The following is a 19,742-nucleotide window of genomic DNA, read 5'->3' as shown; positions in this document are numbered from 1 at the left end:
TCAACGTGCAGGCAGACCCAGCACCCGCTGCGCGATGATGTTGCGCTGAATCTCCGAGGTGCCACCCGAAATGGTGCCGGCATAGCTACTGATGTACCGGGTGAACCAGCTCGCGGTGAAAAGGTCTGGGCTGTAGGGGTTATGACGCCCGGTCACCGCCGGGCTGGTCAAACCGTCGATACCCGCGCCGTCCAGAGCGTGTCGCAGCGCGTTCTGTTCTGCCTCGGATCCGAGCAGTTTCAGCACCGAAACGCCGGGGATGTCGCGCTCACCGCGCGCAGCCTGCCCGAGCGCTGCCGAACCCAGCAGACGCAGGGCTTGATAGTCCATGACGATGGTCGCGTACCGATCCCGATTGACCTCGCCAACGGGATGGTAATCCTCCAGCAGTTGTTCGAGTCGGTTAGCGAACGCCATCCACATCATGGTCCGCTCGTGGCCCAGCGAACCGTTGGCGACTTTCCAACCTCCCCCGACCGGCCCGACGAGGTTCTCCGCAGGTACGCGCACGTCGGAGAAGAACACCTCGTTGAAGTCGACATCGTCGCGGCCGTACACCGACGCGAACGGCCGGCGCACCACCCCCGGCGAGTCGGTGGGAATGATGAGCGCACTGATGCCTTTGTGTTTGGGCGCGTCGGGGTCAGTTCGCACGAAGGTCAGGATCAGATCGGCGTCGTGGGCGCCGGACGTCCACACCTTCTGCCCGTTGACCACGAAATGGTCGTCCACCGCATCGGCGCGGGTGCGCAACCCTGCCAGATCCGAACCCGCCCCCGGTTCGCTCATGCCCAGCGATGCCGTCATCTCGGCGCGCAGGATGGGCACCGCCCACTTTCGCTTTTGCTCCTCGGTGCCGAACGACAGCAGCGACGCGGCGATGATGCCGACGCCCTGCGGGTTGAACGCGTGATAGATGCGGCGTCGCGCGAGTTCCTCGCGGTGGACGAACTGTTCGAGGATGCCCGCATTGCGGCCGCCGAACTCGGGCGGATTGCCCGGCAGCAGCCAGCCATGGTCGAACTGGAGGCGCTGCCAGCGCCGCGACCACTCGGGTACGTGTGAGGTCGACCGGGACCGCTCGGTTTCCGCCTCGGCCTCCGCAGGCAGGTGCGCGTCGAGGAAGTCGATGAACTCCGCACGAAACGCCTCGACGTCGGCATCGAAGGTGAGCTGCACGGATCAACAGTATCAAGTACTTAACATTTGGGTCGCGGTGCGCTATGACTGAAGGGATGCTCGATTCGGAGAAGATCCTGATCACCGGTGCCACGGGAAAAATCGCGTTCCCGATCGCGCGGGCGTTGGCGCAGCGCAACGAGGTCTGGGGTGCGGCCCGATTGCGGGATCCGGCCGATCGCGAGAGGCTGGCGGCCGCGGGCATCACTCCAGTCGCACTCGACATGAGCATCGGCGACTTCGCGGCCCTTCCCACCGATTTCACCTATGTGTTCCACGCGGCGGTCGACGCAGGCTCCGGTGATTGGGATCAATGTGTGGACACGAACGCGCAGAAGTCCGGCGATCTGCTCTACCACTGCCGCACCGCAAAGGGTTTCGTGTTCTGCTCGACCGGATCGGTGTACGGGTACCAGGGACAACGGCCGTTGCGGGAATCGGATCCGCCGGGCGTTCCGCTGCGTCCGAACTACAGCTTCTCCAAGATCGCCGCCGAAGCCGTGTGCACCTGGATCGCGAAGCAGTTCGACATTCCGCTCACGATCATCCGCATCTGCTCGACCTACGGCCCGGAAGGCGGGGCGCCCGCTGACCGGCTCGACATGATGTTGGCGGGCAAGCCGATTCGGCTGCACCCCGACAAACCCAACAACTACAACCCGCTCTATGAGGACGACTACGTCGACCTCGGGATCCGAGCAATGGAGGTCGCGGCGACGCCGCCCATCGTCGTGAACTGGGCCGGTAGCCAGACGGTCAGCGCCGAGGACTACTGCACCTACCTGGGTGAGCTCGTCGGCGTCGAACCGCACTTCACCTACTCGGCAGACGCACACACGCCGTTATGGCCCGACGTCACCTATATGCACGAGATACTCGGTACCACCAAAGTGCACTGGCGCGACGGGTTCCGCCGCATGATCGCTGCCCGACACCCGGAAATCGCTCTGCCCGAACACACCTGAGGACATCCGATGCAGCTGCCCGGCACCCCGTCCGACGAGATCGACGACGTTCTCGCCACCGGTCGTGGCGATATCGCCACCCTGTTCGTCTCCATGGCCACCCGGCACCCCGAGGGCAAGGATGCCGAATACCTACAGTGGCACACGCTCGACCATCGGCCCGAACAGCACCGGCTGTCCGCGGTGCGCGCCTCCCTGCGGCTGGTGTCGACGCCCGCATGTCGCGCCGCGCGTGCCGCGGAGACCAAGCCCTACGACGCGATCGACCATGTCATGACGTACTTCTTCCGCGATCCCAGTGGCATGGACGGCTTCCTCGAGCTGGCGCGGGCACTCATCGGCGGCAAGCGGAAGCTGCCGCTGCTGCCCCCCGTCGAACGCGGTGTCTACGAGGTGCGGAGCAAGTCTGCCGCAGCACGCGTCAAGGTGGGTGCCGACGTGCTGCCGTGGTGGCCGGTGAAGGGTGTGTATCTCCTGCTCGAACGTGGCGATGCGCCGGCGGATCCGTTGCTCGCCGTCGACGGTGTGGCCGGCATCTGGTCCGCAGCGACGCTGGACGTCGAAGCGAGTCTGGCGAGTGCGCCGGTGGGGCAGACCGTCACCTACTGCTTTCTCGACGACGATCCACTTGCCACCGCGGAACGCCTTGGACCGGTGTTGACTTCGCGCTGGGACCAGGGCGGAGTCGAACCGCTGCTGGCCGCACCGTTCTACCCCGTCGTACCGCACGAATGGGATCGCTATGTGCCGTAGGAGGTTTTGATGCGGATCGGCCTGATGATCGGCTCGGACAAGGAGCGCTCACGCGCCGACCGGCTGACCGGGCTTCTCGACGACGGCAAGGCCGCCGAGCGTGACGGTTTCGCGTCGTTCTGGATTCCGCAGGTGCCCGGCTATCTCGATGCCATGACGGCGGTCGCACTGCTCGGCCAGGTCACCGACCGCATCGAGATCGGCACAGCGGTGGTGCCCATGCAGACCCGCCATCCGGTCATCATGGCGCAGCAGGCACTGACAACCCAGGTGGCCTGCGACGGGCGCTTCACCCTCGGTGTCGGCCCGTCGCACCACTGGATCATCTCCGACCAGCTCGGGCTCCCCTACGATAAACCGGCGCCGATGGTGCGCGATTACCTTGAGGTGCTGGATGCGGCATTCACCGGTCCCGGCCCGATTGCGGTGGAAAACGGCAACTTTCGGGTACATAGCCCAATGAACGTCACCGAGGACTTCGGCGTCGGAGTACTCGTGGCCGCGCTTGGACCTGCGATGCTACGCATCGCCGGTGAACGCACCGCCGGCACCATTTTGTGGATGGCCGACGAGCGGGCCATCGGCGACTATGTGGTGCCCCGAATCACGGAGGCGGCGAAGGCCGCCGGACGCAGCGGACCCCGCGTCGTGGCAGGTGTACCCGTCGCCCTCTGTTCGAGTAGCGACACCGACCGCGCCCGCGAATACGCGAGCGAAGTCCTCGGACACGCCGACTTCTCACCCAATTACGTTCGGCTACTCGAGCACGGCGACGCCGAAGACGTCGGGGACACCATGGCGGCGGGTGACGAATCGACTGTCCGCACCCGGCTGCAGAGCTACCGTGATGCCGGCGTCACCGATCTCGCCGTGCGGGTGGTTCCACTTGGCCAGGATCGGAATACGCGCAATGAGTCGCGCCGCCGGACTCAGGAATTCGTCGCCTCTGTGATATCTGAGTTCGACTCTGGCGCATAGGCGCCCATGAATTCGACAGGCACGCCGCCCATCGTGCAGAAGAACAGGTCGACACCGGGCATACCGGTGTCCAGTGCAGTGACATCATCGGCGAACGACCTCGCCCGCTCGCGGGTCGTGTCGTACTCGTCGGTGAGGAACGACAGCGCGGCAAGCCCTTCCGGCGCGATGTCGCGCAGGTGGAGCGGAACGTCGAGTACTTCGATGAGACCGGCATCGCCTGAGCCGAGCATCGTGACATCGGCACCGTCGGACGGGGGCCAGCCCAGCGTCTTCTGCAGGATCTCGCCCGGCACGCGCATCTGGAACTGGACCTCCATCCCGACGACGTCGGTCAGGAACGCGACGAAGGTCTGTGCCGAATGGCTACGCATCACCACGTGATGCAGTTGTCCCGGCACGCTATGCACCCAGCATGACGAGGCCGCCGTCGATGGCCACAAGTTGCCCGGTCATGAAATGTGAAGCATCGCTGCAGAAGAAGACCAGAGCCGGGCCCAGGTCCTCGACCGGGTCGCCCAGCGCACCGCCGAGCGGAATGGTCTTCTTGATCTCTTCGTCGATGAACTTCGCCGCCTCAGGTCCCAGGAAGTCGCGCAGCCGGTCGGCCCCCGGTGTCTGCACCGCGGGCGCCAGTGCGATCGCCGACACCTTCTCAGCGGCCCACGCCTTGGCGATCGAGCGGGTCCAGGCCGACACCGCACCCTTGGTCGCGGCGTACACCGCCGAGATCGGACTGCCCATCACCGCCTCCCTCGACCCGAAGTTGATGATGCGGCCACCGCCGCTGCGGCGCATCACCGCATAGGCCGCCTGGTTGGTGAAGATCGTGGCTTTGATATTGGTGTCCATCAGGAAGTCGATGTCGTCGCCGGTGATCTGGCCGGGAATGCCCGCTTGCCACATGCCGGCGGCGTGCAGTAACACATCGAGGCCACCCATCTGCTCAGCCGCCGCGGCCACCATGTCGTCGACGGCAGGCGCGTCGCGCACATCGCATTGCAGCCAGGAGACACCATCGACGTCGGGCGGGGGCGTCGAGTGATACGTCGCCACCACCTGCGCACCCGCGTCGCTGAGCACTTCGACGGCCGCCGCGCCGATACCCGTCGCGCCGCCGGTCACCAGTATTCGTCTGCCATCGAGGGAACCCGTCATCCCTAGATAGTTAGACAAACGTCAACTATATGCAAGCCCCAACCTGGCTGTTAGAGTGCGGCTGTGCCTAAGCCAGCCGTGGTCAGCGGTGCTGACAGTGGTCAGCGCCGGGCTTCGTTTCAGCGTGCACGTTCGCGCGAGACCAAGCGCGGCCTCGTGCAGGCGGCCATGGCACTGTGGCGCACCAACGGCTATGCCCAGACCACTGTCGCCGACATATGCCGGGCCGCGGGAGTCTCCCGCGCGCTGTTCTACTTCTATTTCCCCGCCAAAGAAGATGTGCTGTTCGAAGTGGGCCTGCTGTCGACGCGGGCAGCGCAGAAGAAGATCCGCGCAATGCTCGACACCGACTATCAGGTCGAGAACGTGGTCGCCGAGGCATTGCGTAGCCTCGAGCGATCGATGGCCCGCAACCCGAGAGACCTCATCGTCGAGACCATCCTCGAGGGGTACCGGCACGAACATCGGATTCTGTCCGGGCGCGAGCGCGGTGACATCGACGCCGACATGTTCGGCGACCTGTTCACGAAGGCTCAAGCCGACGGCAAGCTGGCGGCCCGCATCAACGTCGAACATCTTTCGCATCTCGCAGGCATGCATGTGAGCGAAGGCGTACGCCACTGGGCGTCAGGGAGTTTCGGTGATCGGTCATTCTCCGAGGTGGTCGGCGACGACATCGCAGCGTTGATTGCCGGATTCAACCTGAAGGCGGAACAATGAAGGCGACGGTGATCACCGCTCCCGGTGAAACCCAGGTGGTCGATGTGCCGAAGCCAAGCGTCGGGCCACACGACGCCCTGGTCAGGATTCGGGCATGCGGCGTCTGCGGATCCGACGGTCTGTACATCTCGATGGGCGGCTTCGGCAAGGAGCATATGCCACTCGGGCACGAGCCGGCAGGTGAGATCGTCGAGATCGGCAGTGCGGTAACCGGTTTGACGATCGGAGACCACGTGGTGGTCAACCCGATGGTCGCACCGAGCGGCATCATCGGCAACGGCGGCCCCAGCGGTGCGCTCGCCGAGTACCTCCTCATCGAGGACGCCGTCCGCGGCAAGAGCCTGGAGGTCGTGCCCGACCACATCCCGTTCGAGGTGGCCGCCCTCAACGAACCGATGGCTGTGGCACGTCACGGCGTCAACCGGTGCGAACCGAAGCCGTTGGACAAGGTCGTGATCTTCGGTGCAGGCCCGATCGGGTTGGGCGCCACCATTGGTTTCAAATCCGCCGGCGTCAATCATGTCGTGGTCGCCGACCTGATTCCGGCGCGACTGGAGAAGGCTCTCGCCGTCGGCGCCGACGCCGTGATCAACTCCGCCGAGGAAGACGTCGCGAAACGGCTCGTCGAACTGCACGGTGCCGGCGAGTCCATGTTTCCCGGCAAGGCCGGTACCGACATCTACTACGACGCCGCCGGAGCGCCTGCGGTGATCAACGCGGCACTGGGCGCCGCCAAGACAGGCGCGCGACTCTGCGTCGTCGCGGTGCACAAAGAGCCCGTACCCGTCGACTTCCTCAACATCATGAGCAACGAGATCACCATCGTCGGATCGATCGGCTACCCCGACGAGATTTTCGAAGTCACCTCCGACCTCATTGCGAACTGGGAGAGGTATGCGGTGATCGTCAGCCACACAATTCCCTTCGCCGACATCGACGAGGCGCTGCGAATGGCGTCCACCCCCGGCGCGGCCGACAAGGTCGTCGTCGTTTTCGACTGAGTCACCTTCAACTGAGAGGAGCACGCCCATGGCGTGGGATTTCGAGACCGACCCCGAGTACCAGAAGGTGTTGGACTGGGCCGACGAGTTCGTCCGCGAGGAGATCGAACCGCTGGACCTCGCGTTTCCGCATCTACAGTTCACCCCGCTGGAAGGCAAACGGCGGGACGCGATCGACCCGCTCAAGGAAGAGGTCCGACGCCGTGGACTGTGGGCCACGCACCTCGGACCCGAACTCGGCGGACAGGGGTACGGGCAGCTGAAACTCGCGCTGCTCAACGAGATCCTCGGCCGCTCGCAGTGGGCGCCGATCGTGTTCGGCTGTCAGGCGCCCGACACCGGCAACGCCGAGATCATCGCCCACTACGGCACCGACGAACAGAAGCAGCGGTACCTGATGCCGCTGCTGAACGGTGAAATGTTCTCCTGCTATTCGATGACCGAACCGCACGCCGGCGCCGATCCCACCCTGTTCACGACGTCAGCGGTACGCGACGGTGACGACTGGGTGATCAACGGCCAGAAGTTCTTCTCCTCCAACGCCAGCACTGCGTCGTTCCTCATCGTGATGGTGGTGACGAACCCCGACGTCAGTGCCTACCAAGGTATGTCGATGTTCCTGGTTCCGACGGACACCCCTGGTGTGAACATCGTTCGCAATATCGGTCTTTACGGCGAGGCCGAGGGCCAGGGCTCGCACGCGTTGATCCACTACGACAACGTCCGGGTGCCCGCCGAGGCCCTGCTGGGTGGCGAGGGGCAGGCGTTCGTCATCGCGCAGACCCGTCTCGGTGGCGGACGAATCCACCACGCGATGCGGACCATCGGCATGTCGCAGCGGGCCCTGGACATGATGTGCGAGCGCGCGCTGAGCCGTGAGACGCAGGGCAGTCGGCTGTCGGACAAGCAGTTCGTGCAGGGCTACATCGCTGACTCCTACGCGCAGCTGCTGCAGTTCCGGTTGATGGTGCTTTACACCGCATGGGAGATCGACAAGTACAACGACTACAAGAAGGTGCGCAAGGACATTTCCGCGGTCAAGGTCGCGATGCCGACGGTGCTGCACGACATCGCCTGGCGCGCAATGCAAGTCCATGGCGCACTCGGTGTCACCAACGAGATGCCGTTCCTCGGGATGGTCACCGGAGCCGCGGTGATGGGCCTCGCCGATGGGCCCACCGAGGTGCACAAGACGACGGTGGCCAAGCAGGTGCTGCGCGACTACCGGCCCACGGAGGACACCTGGCCCACCGAATGGGAGCCGCGCAAGCGCGAAGCGGCACGGGCGAAGTACGCGAACTATCTAGAGAATGAGGTCGGCAATCTATGACCGAGCAGAAGATCGACATCGCGCGGCTCGCCGACTGGATGGACGGCGCAGAACTCCCCGGTAAGGGCGAGCCCCTGCAGGCCGAATTCCTTTCCGGCGGTACGCAGAACGTCATCTACAAGGTCAGCCGCGGCGAGAACGTGTGCGTACTGCGCATGCCTCCCGCAGGTGCCCCGCCCGACCGTGACAAAGGCATTCTGCGGGAGTGGCGGATCATCGAGGCGCTCGACGGCACCGAGGTACCGCATACCGCGGCGGTGGGCGTCTGTCCGGACGCCTCGGTGCTCGGCAGGCCCTTCTATCTGATGGGGTTCGTCGACGGCTGGTCGCCGATGGACCACCGCGGTAAGTGGCCGGAACCGTTCAACAGCGACATGGCGGCACGTCCCGGACTGTCGTATCAGCTGGCCGAGGGCATCGCGCTGCTGTCGAAGGTTGACTGGAAAGCCAAGGGGCTGGACGATCTTGGCCGTCCGGATGGTTTCCACGAACGCCAGGTCGACCGGTGGACGGCCTTCTTCGAACGCATCAAGGGCCGCGAGATCGACGGCCTCGACGCCGCGACCGGGTGGCTGCGCACCCACCGCCCGCTGGACTTCATTCCCGGGCTCATGCACGGTGACTATCAGTTCGCCAACGTGATGTACCGGCATGGCGCTCCGGCGCAGATGGCCGCGATCGTCGACTGGGAGATGGGCACCGTCGGAGATCCGAAGCTCGACCTCGGCTGGATGATGCAGAGCTGGCCCGAGGACACCGACGAACCGTCGGCGACGAACTACGTTGACATGCGCGGAATGCCCTCGCGCTCAGAGGTAGTCGAGCACTACGCGAAGGTGTCCGGTAGACAGGTCGACGATCTCGACTACTACCTGGTGCTGGCCAAGTGGAAGCTCGCGATCGTCCTGGAGCAGGGCTTCCAACGCGCGGGCGACAACGAGACGCTGCTCGCCTACGGACCCATCATCACGTCACTGATGCAGTCCGCCGCCGACCTCGCCGAAAGCAGCGACTACCGGTGAAGGCAGCGGTCTGCCCGGCGTATGGACCGCCGGAGGTGGTCCGCATCGAGGAACAAGAGTCACCGACCGTCGCTGCGGGGCAGGTCCGCGTCCGCGTCGGCGCCGCCGCGGTGAACTTTCCCGACGTGCTGCTGATCGCCGATCAGTACCAGATCAGTGTTCCCGCGCCGTTTGTCCCTGGCAGTGAATTCGCCGGGACGATCGTCGAAATCGGGCTGGAAACAGATGGTTTCGCGGTCGGCGATCGGGTCACCGGCACCGGCATGTACGGAGCGTTCGCCGAGGAGGTCGTCATTGCACCGGCCGGGCTCGCCCGGATACCCGAAGGCATCGACGACCGCACCGCCGCGGCATTCGGCGTCGCGTACCGTACGGCCTATCACACGCTGCGGTCGGTGGCGCGGGCGCAATCCGGTGATGAGCTGATCGTGCTCGGCGCGGGTGGCGGCGTCGGTCTGGCGGCGGTTCAGTTGGGAGTCGCGCTCGGCGCGTCAGTCACCGCGGTCGCGTCGTCGGACGAGAAGCTGGACGTGGCGGCCTCGTATGGCGCGCAGCATCTGATCAATCATCGTTCGGGCCCGTTACGCGATGCGCTGCGCGAAGCCGTGCCCGACGGCGCCGACGCGGTTGTCGATCCGGTTGGCGGCGGGCTGTCGGAACCCGCGCTGCGCTCGCTGCGGCGGGGCGGACGCTTTGTCACGGTGGGTTTCGCCTCCGGCGACATCCCGCGTATCCCGCTGAATCTGGTGCTGGTGAAGGGTATTGCGGTGCTGGGCTTTCAGTTCCAGGATGTTGCCGCCGACGCGTTCGCGCGCAACGAAGGCGAACTCCGCGATCTGCTGGTGAGTGGCAGAGTGCGCCCGCACATCGGGGCCGGCTATCCGCTCACCGAGACGGTCGAGGCGCTCAAGCACGTCGCCGACGGCCGCGCGATCGGCAAGATCCTCATCGACCTGACCTAATTGCGATTTGTGTGCATTTCGGAGCGGTGAGCGCGCCTAAACGCACACAAACCGCTAGCTGGCGGGGACCAAGTCGGCGGCGACTGACGCCATCATCCCGCAGCGGAACGTCTCGCTGGCGGCAACGCAGTTCGCTTCCGGATGACCGGCGGCCGCCAGCGCGCGGGACTTGAAAGCTTTTGCCGCAGCGCTCAGGTGGTGCTGGGCGGAGTCGACGCTGTCATCCAATTCGGCGGGCAGGCTTTCACCCCACAACGTCACTTCGGTGGCACCTTGGTCGAGCGCGTTGCGCACATGCTGGAGCACCCGGGGGTCGCGGTCGAAGAGGTCAGCCGCGACAGCGACGGTCTGCGGGTGGGGCCGTTCCTCCCACTCCTCCAGCACCGACTGCAGATCGAGTGTCTGCGCGCCGAGGATGTGCAGGGGCCGCAGATCATCCTGGCTGCCGATGAGAACGGTGACGTCCCACCCCGCCATCACCCGGTCGTAGATCCAGCCGCCCGCGCAGCGCACCGCGTCGACAACGGTCGGGGCGACGACGTCGAGGCGATACCTCACATCGAGCTCCGCGGAGACAGGTCGTGCCCCAGCGACTCCGCGTACCCCTTGAACACCTCGGCCAGCGGGATTGAGGGATCGAGTAGCCATAGCGTCTCCATTCCATTGATAAAGGCGAGTATCTCGACGGCTTTATTGGCCGCGTCGACATCTGGGCGGTAGCGGCCATCGCTCTGGCCTCGTTTGACGAGCTCGGTGATGATGTTGATGGCTTCGCGGTAACGGTGGTGCAGCCGGTCGTGCAAGGGCGCGTCGGGTGCGATGTTCTCGACCAGCAGCACCGTGAAGGTGCCGACCAGTTCAGGTGCGCGGTCGAACCGCTCGGGCACGCGGCTCAGCTCGGTGACGAGATCGCCGGAGCGGTAGTCCGCATGGATCTCGTCATCGGCATCGCGAGCGTCGAGCACCGCGTTGAGCAACTGCTCCTTGGATTCGAAATGGTGCAACAGCCCGGCGGGTGTCACCCCGGCTTCCTTGGCGATCAGCGCCAACGAGGTGTTGCGCCAGCCGTTGCGCGCCAGCAGCCGCTCAGCCACACCGAGTATCCGCTGCCTGCGATCCTCGCCTTTGGCGAGCAGGGTGTCGTAGGGACGGCGATGTGGGCCCCCGGCCGCAGGCCCGGGGACGCTCGCGCGAAGAGCGGAGGACTCAGGGGCTGTCACGGGGCTCCTTCGTTGAACCAACCTAGTGAACACACAGTAGGTAGGTTTGCCCCGTGTGACAAGGGTCTCAGCAAGATCGAATTGTGATTTCGGTGCCCAAACATTCGCTGAGCGAATGTCAGGGCACCGAAATCACTGGTCATCGAAGGTCAGGTCGTCGGAGTGAACTCGATGTGCAGTGCGGTCAGTCCGCGCAGCAGGAAGGTGGGGTCATAGGCATAGTGGCGACCGCCTGCGGGGCCGTGGGCGGCCTCGCTGATCCTGATGTCGCTCATGCGGTCGAGCAGACGCTGGACGGTGATCTTGCCTTCGACGCGGGCCAGCGGGGCGCCGGCGCAGCTATGAATACCGCGACCGAACGCGATGTGCTCCCGCACGTTCTTGCGATCCAGACGGAAGGTGTGCGGATCCTCGAACTTGGCCGGGTCGCGATTGGCCGCACCGAGACACAACATCACGATCGTCCCGGCAGGCAATTCCACACCTCCGAGCGTGGTTGTCTTGCGGACCAGCCGGAAGTCCACCTTCGTCGGGGAATACATCCGCAACGCTTCCTCGATGAACGCCGGGATGCGCGCCGGGTTCTCCCGCAGTATCTGCTGATACTCCGGATGATCTCCGAGCGTTTGCACCGCGGCGCTGAGCAGCTTGGTGACGGTCTCCTGACCCGCGGCGAACAGGAAGGTCGCCGGTTTGACGACTTCGATCAGCTCCGGGATGGAGCCGTCGGGGTAGCGGGCCGTGGCCATGCCGGACAGCACGTCATCACGAGGTTCGCGGCGGCGATCGGCAAGGTAGCGCGCGAATTTGTCATCGAGATATTGCAGTGGGTCGAGCCCTACCGGCTGGCCATCGAGAGCTCCAACCCGACTTCTGCCGGGCTGCTCGGCGCCGAGCGCGGCGAGAAATTCCGGCCGGTCCTGCTCCGGCACCCCGAGAAGATCGATGATCGCCGATGTGGCAAAGGGTTTCGCATACTCCGACAGGAATTCACATCTGCCCTCCGAAGACGCGGGGTCGACGAATTGATCGAGTTGGCTGTCGACCAGTCGCCACATGTAGTCCTCGTTCTCCTTGAGGCGCCGTGGCGTCAGCAGCTTGGTCAGCAGCGACCGCGCCCGCTCGTGCGCGGGTGGATCCATGACGACCATGTGCTCATGAATCGGGAAGAGGTGGCGGTGCGCCTCGATCTGCTCGGTGATGTCGTCACCCACGGGCGCGAACGGCAGCGGCGGGAACGGTCCGCCGATCGCGTTCACCGCCGAGAACGAGTCATGATCCCGGAACGCTGCCAGGGCCTCTTGGTACCCGGTGACGGCCACGACTCCGTAATGGGGCTCCCGAGTCACCGGTCCCTGCGCGCGCAGAGAGTCCCAATACTCATAGGGATCCTGGCTGATCGCTGGGTCGGAGAAGTAGTCCGCTGAGGCGAGGTCGGTCATCGAAGCCGTTCTTTCGGTGCTAGATCATCTCCACGTCCAGTTTGATCGATCGACCAAACTGTTAGGATGCGCCATGCCTACCACGCGGGCCGAGGGACGGTCAAGCAATCAAGCAGCTACCGGACGAACGCGGCCGGGTCCAGGTAAGTCCGCCGACACCGGAGCGCGGGAGCGTCTGATCGAGGCGACCGCGAAGATCATGCGCGACGAGGGCTATGCCGCCGCCACGTCGCGACGGGTGGCGGCACAAGCCGGCGTCAAGCAAGCGTTGGTCTACTACTACTTCCCGACGATGGACGACCTGTTCGTCGAGGTCCTGCGCACGGGCGCCGAGAGTTCCCTGGAGAACATGCGCGCCTCGCTCACCGACGACGACCCGCTACACACATTGTGGCTGATCAACAGCGACCTGAAGATGACGAGCCTGAATACCGAATTCATGGCACTTGCCAACCATCGCAAGGTGATTCGTACTGAATTGAAGACCTACGCGGAGCGGGTGCGCGACATCGAAACCGCGGCGGTCACCGTCGCGTTACGCGCGAGGGGCGTCGACCTCGATAAGTACCCACCGGTCGTGATCGCGATGCTCATCGCGCAGATCGCTCGCAGCCTGTGCAACGAAAGCGCGGTCGACGTGACCCTTGGCCACGACCAGATGCGGACGTTCGTGGACCGTCAACTGGATCTGCTGACCAATTCATCGCCGGCGACCGCACCACCTCCGGCGCGCGCCTGAGCCGTCGCCTTCTGGTCGGGCGCCGCCGTCAACCCACCGTTCGCCATCGCTGGTTGACAGTTGCGCGGATCGATGTCACGCTCCTGGTCGATCGACCAAATTTGATCGAGTGACCAGCACGGCGGCCGAGTTCTGCGTGGGCCTCCCGACACCGAGGTGGCGACATGGGTGGGCGAGTCGAAGGCAAGGTGGCGTTCGTGAGTGGCGCGGCACGCGGTCAGGGCCGCAGCCATGCGGTGCGCCTCGCAGAGGAAGGCGCCGACATCATCGCCGTCGACGTCTGCAAGCGAATCAGCAGCCAGACCGATATCCCCGCAGCCACTCCCGATGATCTGGCCGAGACCGCCGACCTGGTCAAGAACCTGAATCGCCGCATCGTGGCCACTGAGGTCGACGTGCGCGACTACGACGCCGTGAAAGCCGCGGTGGACAGCGGAGTCGAACAGCTGGGGCGGCTTGACATCGTCATCGCCAACGCAGGCATCGGCAACGGCGGGGCGACGCTGGACAAGACCAGCGAGGACGACTGGCGCGACATGATCGATGTCAACCTGTCCGGAGTCTGGAAGACCGTCAAAGCCGCTGTGCCACATCTGCTGTCAGGCAACCGCGGCGGCTCGATCATCCTCACCAGCTCGGTGGGCGGCCTCAAGCCGTACCCCCACACCGGCCACTACATCGCTGCCAAGCACGGTGTCATCGGACTGATGCGGACCTTCGCTGTCGAGCTGGGGCAGCACTCGATCCGGTCAACGCCGTTTGTCCCACCAACGTGAACACGCCGCTGTTCATGAACGAGGGAACGATGAAGCTTTTCCGTCCCGACCTCGAGAATCCGGGTCCCGACGACCTCGCCGTCGCCGCGCGGTTCATGCACGTGCTGCCCGTCGGCTGGGTGGAAGCGATCGACGTCAGCAATGCCGTACTCTTCCTCGCGTCCGACGAGTCCCGTTACATCACAGGCCTTCCGGTCACCGTCGATGCCGGCAGCATGCTGAAGTAGACAGGGAGCGTCGCATGAAGCTCGTATTCAATCTCCCCCACATGTTGCGCCTCAAGGCGATGTCACAACCCTGGGAAGCATCCGTCACCGGCGCCGACCAGACTCGGATGGCCAAGTGCGCCGACCAATGGGGATACGACATGATCGCCGTCCCAGAACATTTCGTGATCCCCGGCGACCATGTCGAATTGAGCGGCCCTCACTATCTGCAGTCGACCGTGGCCCAGGCATACCTCGCCGGTGCGACCGACCGGATACAGCTCAACTCCTGTATCACCGTGCTGCCGCTGCAACACCCGATCGTGCTCGCCAAGGCGCTGGCCACCGCTGACTGGATGAGTAGCGGCAGAATGATGGTCACGTTCGGCGTGGGCTGGCTCGAGCGGGAATTCGAACTACTCGGGGTCCCATTCCACGAACGAGGGCGGATCGCAGACGAATACCTGGCGGCGATCATCGAGTTGTGGACAAGTGAGTCCCCTAGGTTCGAGGGCGAATATGTGTCGTTCGACGACATCGCATTCGAACCCAAGCCCGTCCAGAAGCCGCACTTGCCGATCTGGATAGGAGGCGATGCCGACGCTGCGCTACGCAGGGCGGCGAAGTACGCATCGGGATGGTGGTCATTCCTGACTCCGCCCGAGCAGATCGCCGAGCGTCTGGACTTCATCAAATCCCAACCTTCTTATGACGGTCGGCCCTTCGACGTCGTGCACGGCCTGGGCACGAATCGAGTCGGTGAAGGGCACACCGTACGCGAAGACCCGCACAGCCGCCCCGGTATGAGCGCAGCGGAGCTCGTGCACGGACTGAGTTGGCTTGGCGAACAGGGAGTCTCTGTCAGCGCGGTACCGCTACCCCCGGTCACGTGTGTCGACGAGTACCTCGACTACGCGCAATGGGTCATCGAGGATGTCAAACCCCAGTTGCCCTGAGTCCTAGAGGCCGAGCGACTTGGCGATCATCACCTTCATGACCTCGCTGGTCCCGGCGTAGATCCGGGCCACGCGCGCATCGGTGTACAGCCGGGCGATCGGATACTCCATCATGTAGCCGTATCCGCCGAACAGCTGCAGGCACCGGTCGATGACCCGCTGCTGCATCTCGGTGCAGAACAGCTTCACCCGTGCCGCGTCCGCGGGAGCCAGTTCACCCTCGACGTGCAGCATGATCGCCCGGTCGAGCATGGCCTGCGCCGCCTCGACCTCCGTCGAACACGCCGCGAGCTCGAACTTCGTGTTCTGGAACGACGCGACCGGCGTACCGAACGCCTTGCGGCTCTTGGTGTAGTCGATCGCCGCGGCAATGGCCGACCGCGCCTGCGACACCGACCCCACCGCGACGGTGAGCCGCTCCTGCGGCAGGTTGTGGCCGAGGTAGCCGAAGGCCTCACCCTCCTCGCCGAGCATGTTGGCGGCGGGCACGCGTACGTCGACGAAGGACAACTCGGCGGTGTCCTGCACCTTGCAGCCCATCTTCTCCAGCTCGCGGCCGCGGGTGAAGCCGGGCATGCCGTCCTCGACGACGAACAGCGTCAGCCCCTTGCGACGGTTGTCCGGATCGGTGGCGGTGCGGGCGACCACGATCACCAGGTCGGCTTGCATACCTCCGGTGATGAACGTCTTGGCGCCGTTGATGATCCAGTCGCCATCGCCTGAACCGTCGCGCACCGCCGTCGTGCGCATCCCCGCGAGATCCGACCCCGTCCCGGGTTCGGTCATCGCGACGGCGGTCAGCAGTTCACCTGCGGCCAACCCGGGGAACCAGCGCTTGCGCTGCTCCTCGTTCGCGTAGTGCAGGAAGTACGGCAGGATCACCTCGAGCTGGGTGCGCACCGTCGACAGGGTCACCAGCGCCCGGGCCGCCTCCTCCTGCATGACGACGAAGTATCGGTAATCGGGTTGACCGCCGCCGCCGTACTCCTCGGGAATGGCCGTACCCAGCAGACCCAGCGCGCCCATCTGCTTGAACACCTCGCGCGGCATGCGTCCGCCCTTCTCCCACTCCGGGTAGTGCGGGACGACCTCCTTCTCGACGAAGTCGCGGGCGAGCTCGCGAAAGGCTTCGTGGTCTTCGGTGAAGAGATCTCTACGCATGCTGCGTCCTCCTAGGCAATGAGTTCTACAAGTGTGGCGTTTGCGGTGCCGCCACCCTCACACATGGTCTGCAGGCCGAAGCGAATACCGTTGTCGCGCATGTGATTGACCATGCGGGTCATCAACACCGCCCCCGACGCACCCAGCGGGTGGCCGAGCGCGATGGCGCCGCCGAGCGGGTTGAGCTTCGCCTCGTCGGCACCGGTCTCCGCCAGCCAGGCCAGGGGCACCGGCGCGAAGGCCTCGTTCACCTCGAACACTCCCACCTCCTCGATGCCGATACCCGCCTTGTGCAGAACCTTCTCGGTCGCGGGGATCGGACCGGTCAGCATCAGCACAGGGTCGGCCCCCGTCACCGCGCCTGCGCGGTACCGCGCGATCGGTCGCAGCCCCATCGTGACGGCATTCTCGGCGGTCATGATCAGCAGCGCGGCGGCACCGTCGGAGATCTGCGACGAGTTACCCGCGTGGATGACGCCGTCGTCCTTGAACGCGGGCTTGAGGCCGGCGAGCTTCTCGACGGTGCTCCCCCGCCGCACTCCCTCGTCGGACACCACCGGCTCACCGTCGGCGAACACCGGCATGATCTGCGTCTCGAATGCCCCGTTGTCCTGAGCGGCGGCGGCGAGCTCGTGTGAGCGCACCGAGTACTCGTCGAGCCTGGTCCGCGAGAATCCCCACTTCTGCGCGATCAACTCCGCGGAGATGCCCTGATTGAACGCGAAATCGCCATAGCGCTCAAGCACTTTCGGGCCGTACGGCATCCCGGACGCCCGGGCCGACCCGAGTGGCACCCGGCTCATCACCTCGACCCCGCCCGCGACGACGACGTCCTGCTGCCCGGACATGACGGCCTGCGCGGCGAAGTCGAGCGCCTGCTGACTCGACCCGCACGCACGGTTGACGGTGGTGCCGGGAATGTGCTCCGGCCAGCCGGCGGCGAGCACCGAATACCTGCCGATGTTGCTCGACTGGTCGCCGACCTGAGATACACAACCCCACACCACGTCGTCGACGATGTCGGGATCGATGCCGGCGCGCTCGACGAGTGCGTTGAGCACGATGGCGGACAGGTCCGCGGCGTGCATATCCGACAGTCCGCCGTTGCGCTTGCCGACAGGGGTACGCACCGCTTCGACGATCACGGTTTCACGCATCTTGTTACTCCGATCTGGGCGGTACGGCCCATCGACCAGTGAACGCCGCCTCACGCTTCTGCGCGAACGCCGCGTACGCCTCCGTTGAGTCTGCTGTGGCGAAGTTGCCGGGCTGCGCGCGGGCCTCGTTGGCCAGCGCTTCGCGCAGCGTCACGACGGCACCGTCGTTGAGCAGGGCCTTGCTCTGTGCCAGCGCGACGGGCGGGCCCGCGGCGAGGCGGCCGGCAAGGTCGTCGACGAACGCGTCGATCTCGTCGGCCGCCTTGATCCAGGTGACCAAGCCCAGCGAGTGGGCCTCGCCGGCATCGATCATGTCGGCCAGCAGCACCAGCCGCTTGGCCTGCTGCAGACCCACGAGCTTGGGCAATAGCCACGAACCGCCGAGGTCGACCGACAAGCCGCGCTTGGAGAAGATCTGGCAGAACCGCGACTCGGGCGTCGCCACCACCAGGTCGCATCCCAGCGCGAGGTTCCAGCCCGCGCCGACGGCGACACCGTTCACCTTCGCGACCGTGGGGACGGTGAGTTCGTGCAGTGCCAGCGCGACCTCGGTGAGCCGGCGCAGCTTGTGCCGGGGATGAAGGTCCTCCGGTGTTCCGATGTCCGCACCCGAGCAGAAGGCTCCGCCGGCGCCGGTGATCACCAGTGCTCGCAACTCGGTGTCCCGTGCGGCGGCGCGCAGCGCGTCGGCCAACTCCTCCCACAGCTGTGGGTTGATGGCGTTCTTGCGGTCGGGCCTGTTCAGTGTGAGTGTTCGCACACCGTGGTGGTCGGTGGTGAGCAGGACCTGTTCGGAGGTCATGAGTGCGCCGGCCCGATCACGCCGTCCGCCCGGAGCTGGCTGAGTTCGGCTGCGGTCAGGCCCAATTCACCCAGGACGGCATCGGTGTGCTCGCCCAGCCCCGGCACCGCACCCATCGGCTGTTCGAATCCACTGATGACCGGCGGTGGTCGCAGCGCCTGGATGTCGCCCGCCGGGGTACCCACGGTGCGCCAGCGGTCCCGCGCGGCCAACTGGGGATGCACGACGACTTCGCTCGGCAGGTTGTAGCGCGAGTTGCCGATACCCGCGGCGTCGGCCGTCTTCTGGATGTCGGCGAGATCGTGCTGGGCACACCATGATCCGATGGCCTCGTCGAGGATGGTGCGGTGCTCGCAGCGCCCCGGGTTGGTGGCGAGGCGCGGGTCGTCGGCCAGATCGGGCCGGTCGATGATCTCGCGCGCAACGCGTTGCCATTCGCGGTCGTTCGTGGTCCCGAGCACGACGGTCTGGCCGTCGCGGGTCGGAAACGCACCATACGGCGCGACCGCGGGAGATCCGACGCCGAGTGGCTCCTGGTCGATGCCCGAATGCTGCGTGTAGGTCAGCGCGTAGCCCATGACATCGGTCATGACGTCGAACAGGCTGAGTTCGACCGACGGGGCGGCGGCGCCATCGGGTCGCTTTCCGCGCGCGAACAACAGCGCCAGAATCGAGATCGCGGCATAGAGGCCGGTCGTGAAGTCAGCGATTGCTGGCCCGGGCTTGGCAGGCATCCCGGGATAGCCTGTGATGGCACACGACCCCGATTCCGCTTGCACCAGAAGGTCGTACGCGCGCTTGTGCGAGATGGGACCACCCGGTCCGTAGCCGTCGATTTCGACAGGGATGACGTTGGGGTGGCGCTGCGCCAGGTCGGCGGCCGAGATGCCCATCCGTGCGGTGGATCCCGGCGCGAGGTTGGAGACGAACGCGTCGGCGCCCTCGAGCAGCCGGTGCAGGAGGTCCAAACCCTGCGGCGATTTCGTGTTCAGGGTGACGGATTCCTTGCCCCGGTTGCACCACACGAAGTGCGCGGCAAGACCTCCCGGACCGTTGACGACATCGTCGTAGGCGCGGGCGAAGTCACCCCCGTTGGGGTTCTCCACCTTGATCACGCGCGCACCGAAGTCGGCAAGCACGCGGGTACACATCGGGGCGGCGACCGCCTGTTCCATCGCGACGACGGTGACGCCCGCCAACGGCGCATTCATGTAC

The 19,742-nt window shown here is 65.4% G+C and carries 20 protein-coding genes and 1 pseudogene; 11 read left to right on the top strand and 10 right to left on the bottom strand.

The genetic code is table 11. The features are described 5' to 3' along the window. A complete protein-coding gene (locus BST47_RS11625; protein ID WP_083125694.1) occupies window positions 1-1,179 on the bottom strand; it encodes an acyl-CoA dehydrogenase family protein in 1,179 nt (392 codons plus the stop codon). Between the two features lie 56 nt (window positions 1,180-1,235). Between BST47_RS11625 and BST47_RS11620 the strand changes: the two genes are divergently transcribed. The 3 genes from BST47_RS11620 to BST47_RS11610 are packed head-to-tail and all read left to right on the top strand — an operon-like array spanning window position 1,236 to window position 3,875. Next, a complete protein-coding gene (locus BST47_RS11620; RefSeq protein ID WP_083125858.1) occupies window positions 1,236-2,144 on the top strand; it encodes an NAD-dependent epimerase/dehydratase family protein in 909 nt (302 codons plus the stop codon). Window positions 2,145-2,153: 9 nt separating this feature from the next. Continuing rightward, the gene (locus BST47_RS11615) at window positions 2,154-2,897 is read left to right on the top strand and encodes a hypothetical protein (protein WP_083125693.1); all 744 of its coding nucleotides are present in this window, start codon (window positions 2,154-2,156) and stop codon (window positions 2,895-2,897) included. 9 nt (window positions 2,898-2,906) lie between these two features. Beyond that, window positions 2,907-3,875 (top strand): LLM class F420-dependent oxidoreductase, encoded by a 969-nt coding sequence (locus BST47_RS11610; RefSeq protein ID WP_083125692.1) that lies wholly within the window; start codon window positions 2,907-2,909, stop codon window positions 3,873-3,875. Here BST47_RS11610 and BST47_RS11605 read toward each other — a convergent pair. Both BST47_RS11605 and BST47_RS11600 read right to left on the bottom strand, forming a co-directional pair. Further along, window positions 3,827-4,276 (bottom strand): VOC family protein, encoded by a 450-nt coding sequence (locus BST47_RS11605; RefSeq protein WP_083125691.1) that lies wholly within the window; start codon window positions 4,274-4,276, stop codon window positions 3,827-3,829. The two genes, BST47_RS11610 and BST47_RS11605, sit on opposite strands and share 49 nt — an antisense overlap. A gap of 1 nt (window position 4,277) precedes the next feature. Next, window positions 4,278-5,033 carry an SDR family NAD(P)-dependent oxidoreductase gene (locus BST47_RS11600; RefSeq protein ID WP_083125690.1) on the bottom strand — a complete coding sequence of 252 codons (756 nt, stop codon included), beginning with the start codon at window positions 5,031-5,033 and terminating at the stop codon, window positions 4,278-4,280. Window positions 5,034-5,096: 63 nt separating this feature from the next. On the opposite strand from BST47_RS11600, the gene BST47_RS11595 reads away from it, so the two are divergent. Genes BST47_RS11595 through BST47_RS11575 form a run of 5 tightly spaced genes read left to right on the top strand, consistent with a single transcriptional unit; the run spans window position 5,097 to window position 10,068 of the window. Further along, the gene (locus BST47_RS11595; protein WP_165799776.1) at window positions 5,097-5,753 is read left to right on the top strand and encodes a TetR/AcrR family transcriptional regulator; all 657 of its coding nucleotides are present in this window, start codon (window positions 5,097-5,099) and stop codon (window positions 5,751-5,753) included. Then, window positions 5,750-6,754, top strand: a complete 1,005-nt coding sequence (locus BST47_RS11590) for a zinc-dependent alcohol dehydrogenase (protein ID WP_083125689.1) — start codon at window positions 5,750-5,752, stop codon at window positions 6,752-6,754. The genes BST47_RS11595 and BST47_RS11590 overlap by 4 nt, the downstream gene beginning before the upstream one ends. 28 nt (window positions 6,755-6,782) lie before the next feature. Continuing rightward, window positions 6,783-8,084: an acyl-CoA dehydrogenase family protein gene (locus BST47_RS11585; protein ID WP_083125688.1), complete on the top strand. Its 1,302-nt coding sequence runs from the start codon at window positions 6,783-6,785 to the stop codon at window positions 8,082-8,084. Beyond that, a complete protein-coding gene (locus tag BST47_RS11580) occupies window positions 8,081-9,106 on the top strand; it encodes a phosphotransferase family protein (protein ID WP_083125687.1) in 1,026 nt (341 codons plus the stop codon). Before BST47_RS11585 ends, BST47_RS11580 begins: the two co-directional genes overlap by 4 nt. After that, window positions 9,103-10,068 carry an NADPH:quinone oxidoreductase family protein gene (locus BST47_RS11575; protein ID WP_083125686.1) on the top strand — a complete coding sequence of 322 codons (966 nt, stop codon included), beginning with the start codon at window positions 9,103-9,105 and terminating at the stop codon, window positions 10,066-10,068. Before BST47_RS11580 ends, BST47_RS11575 begins: the two co-directional genes overlap by 4 nt. 54 nt (window positions 10,069-10,122) lie before the next feature. On the opposite strand, the gene BST47_RS11570 is transcribed toward BST47_RS11575, so the two are convergent. The 3 genes from BST47_RS11570 to BST47_RS11560 form a co-directional block, all read right to left on the bottom strand. Further along, window positions 10,123-10,626 carry a hypothetical protein gene (locus tag BST47_RS11570; RefSeq protein ID WP_083125685.1) on the bottom strand — a complete coding sequence of 168 codons (504 nt, stop codon included), beginning with the start codon at window positions 10,624-10,626 and terminating at the stop codon, window positions 10,123-10,125. After that, window positions 10,623-11,288: a TetR/AcrR family transcriptional regulator gene (locus BST47_RS11565; protein ID WP_420094030.1), complete on the bottom strand. Its 666-nt coding sequence runs from the start codon at window positions 11,286-11,288 to the stop codon at window positions 10,623-10,625. The genes BST47_RS11570 and BST47_RS11565 overlap by 4 nt, the downstream gene beginning before the upstream one ends. A gap of 149 nt (window positions 11,289-11,437) precedes the next feature. Beyond that, window positions 11,438-12,730, bottom strand: coding sequence for a cytochrome P450 (locus tag BST47_RS11560; protein ID WP_083125684.1), 1,293 nt, complete (start codon window positions 12,728-12,730; stop codon window positions 11,438-11,440). A gap of 73 nt (window positions 12,731-12,803) precedes the next feature. Here BST47_RS11560 and BST47_RS11555 point away from each other — a divergent pair, with 73 nt between their 5' ends. From BST47_RS11555 to BST47_RS11545, 3 genes and pseudogenes are all read left to right on the top strand, one after another. Further along, the gene (locus tag BST47_RS11555) at window positions 12,804-13,469 is read left to right on the top strand and encodes a TetR/AcrR family transcriptional regulator (RefSeq protein WP_083125683.1); all 666 of its coding nucleotides are present in this window, start codon (window positions 12,804-12,806) and stop codon (window positions 13,467-13,469) included. A gap of 164 nt (window positions 13,470-13,633) precedes the next feature. Next, window positions 13,634-14,472, top strand: a pseudogene (locus BST47_RS11550) (mycofactocin-coupled SDR family oxidoreductase). A gap of 14 nt (window positions 14,473-14,486) precedes the next feature. Beyond that, window positions 14,487-15,407: a TIGR03619 family F420-dependent LLM class oxidoreductase gene (locus BST47_RS11545; protein ID WP_083125682.1), complete on the top strand. Its 921-nt coding sequence runs from the start codon at window positions 14,487-14,489 to the stop codon at window positions 15,405-15,407. A 3-nt stretch (window positions 15,408-15,410) separates the two neighbouring features. On the opposite strand, the gene BST47_RS11540 is transcribed toward BST47_RS11545, so the two are convergent. The 4 genes from BST47_RS11540 to BST47_RS11525 are packed head-to-tail and all read right to left on the bottom strand — an operon-like array spanning window position 15,411 to window position 19,738. Beyond that, on the bottom strand, window positions 15,411-16,568 hold the full coding sequence (locus BST47_RS11540) for an acyl-CoA dehydrogenase family protein (protein ID WP_083125681.1): 1,158 nt from the start codon (window positions 16,566-16,568) through the stop codon (window positions 15,411-15,413). A gap of 11 nt (window positions 16,569-16,579) precedes the next feature. Continuing rightward, window positions 16,580-17,725, bottom strand: coding sequence for a thiolase family protein (locus tag BST47_RS11535; protein ID WP_083125680.1), 1,146 nt, complete (start codon window positions 17,723-17,725; stop codon window positions 16,580-16,582). 4 nt (window positions 17,726-17,729) lie between these two features. Next, complete coding sequence (locus BST47_RS11530) at window positions 17,730-18,527, bottom strand: enoyl-CoA hydratase/isomerase family protein (protein WP_083125679.1); 798 nt, start codon at window positions 18,525-18,527, stop codon at window positions 17,730-17,732. After that, the gene (locus BST47_RS11525; RefSeq protein ID WP_083125678.1) at window positions 18,524-19,738 is read right to left on the bottom strand and encodes a CaiB/BaiF CoA transferase family protein; all 1,215 of its coding nucleotides are present in this window, start codon (window positions 19,736-19,738) and stop codon (window positions 18,524-18,526) included. The genes BST47_RS11530 and BST47_RS11525 overlap by 4 nt, the downstream gene beginning before the upstream one ends. Window positions 19,739-19,742: the final 4 nt, after the last annotated feature.

This window comes from Mycolicibacterium tusciae (assembly GCF_002086795.1).
GTDB lineage: Bacteria > Actinomycetota > Actinomycetes > Mycobacteriales > Mycobacteriaceae > Mycobacterium > Mycobacterium tusciae.
Note: the sequence above shows the minus strand (reverse complement) of the source record. Positions and strands in the feature narration are given on the sequence as shown.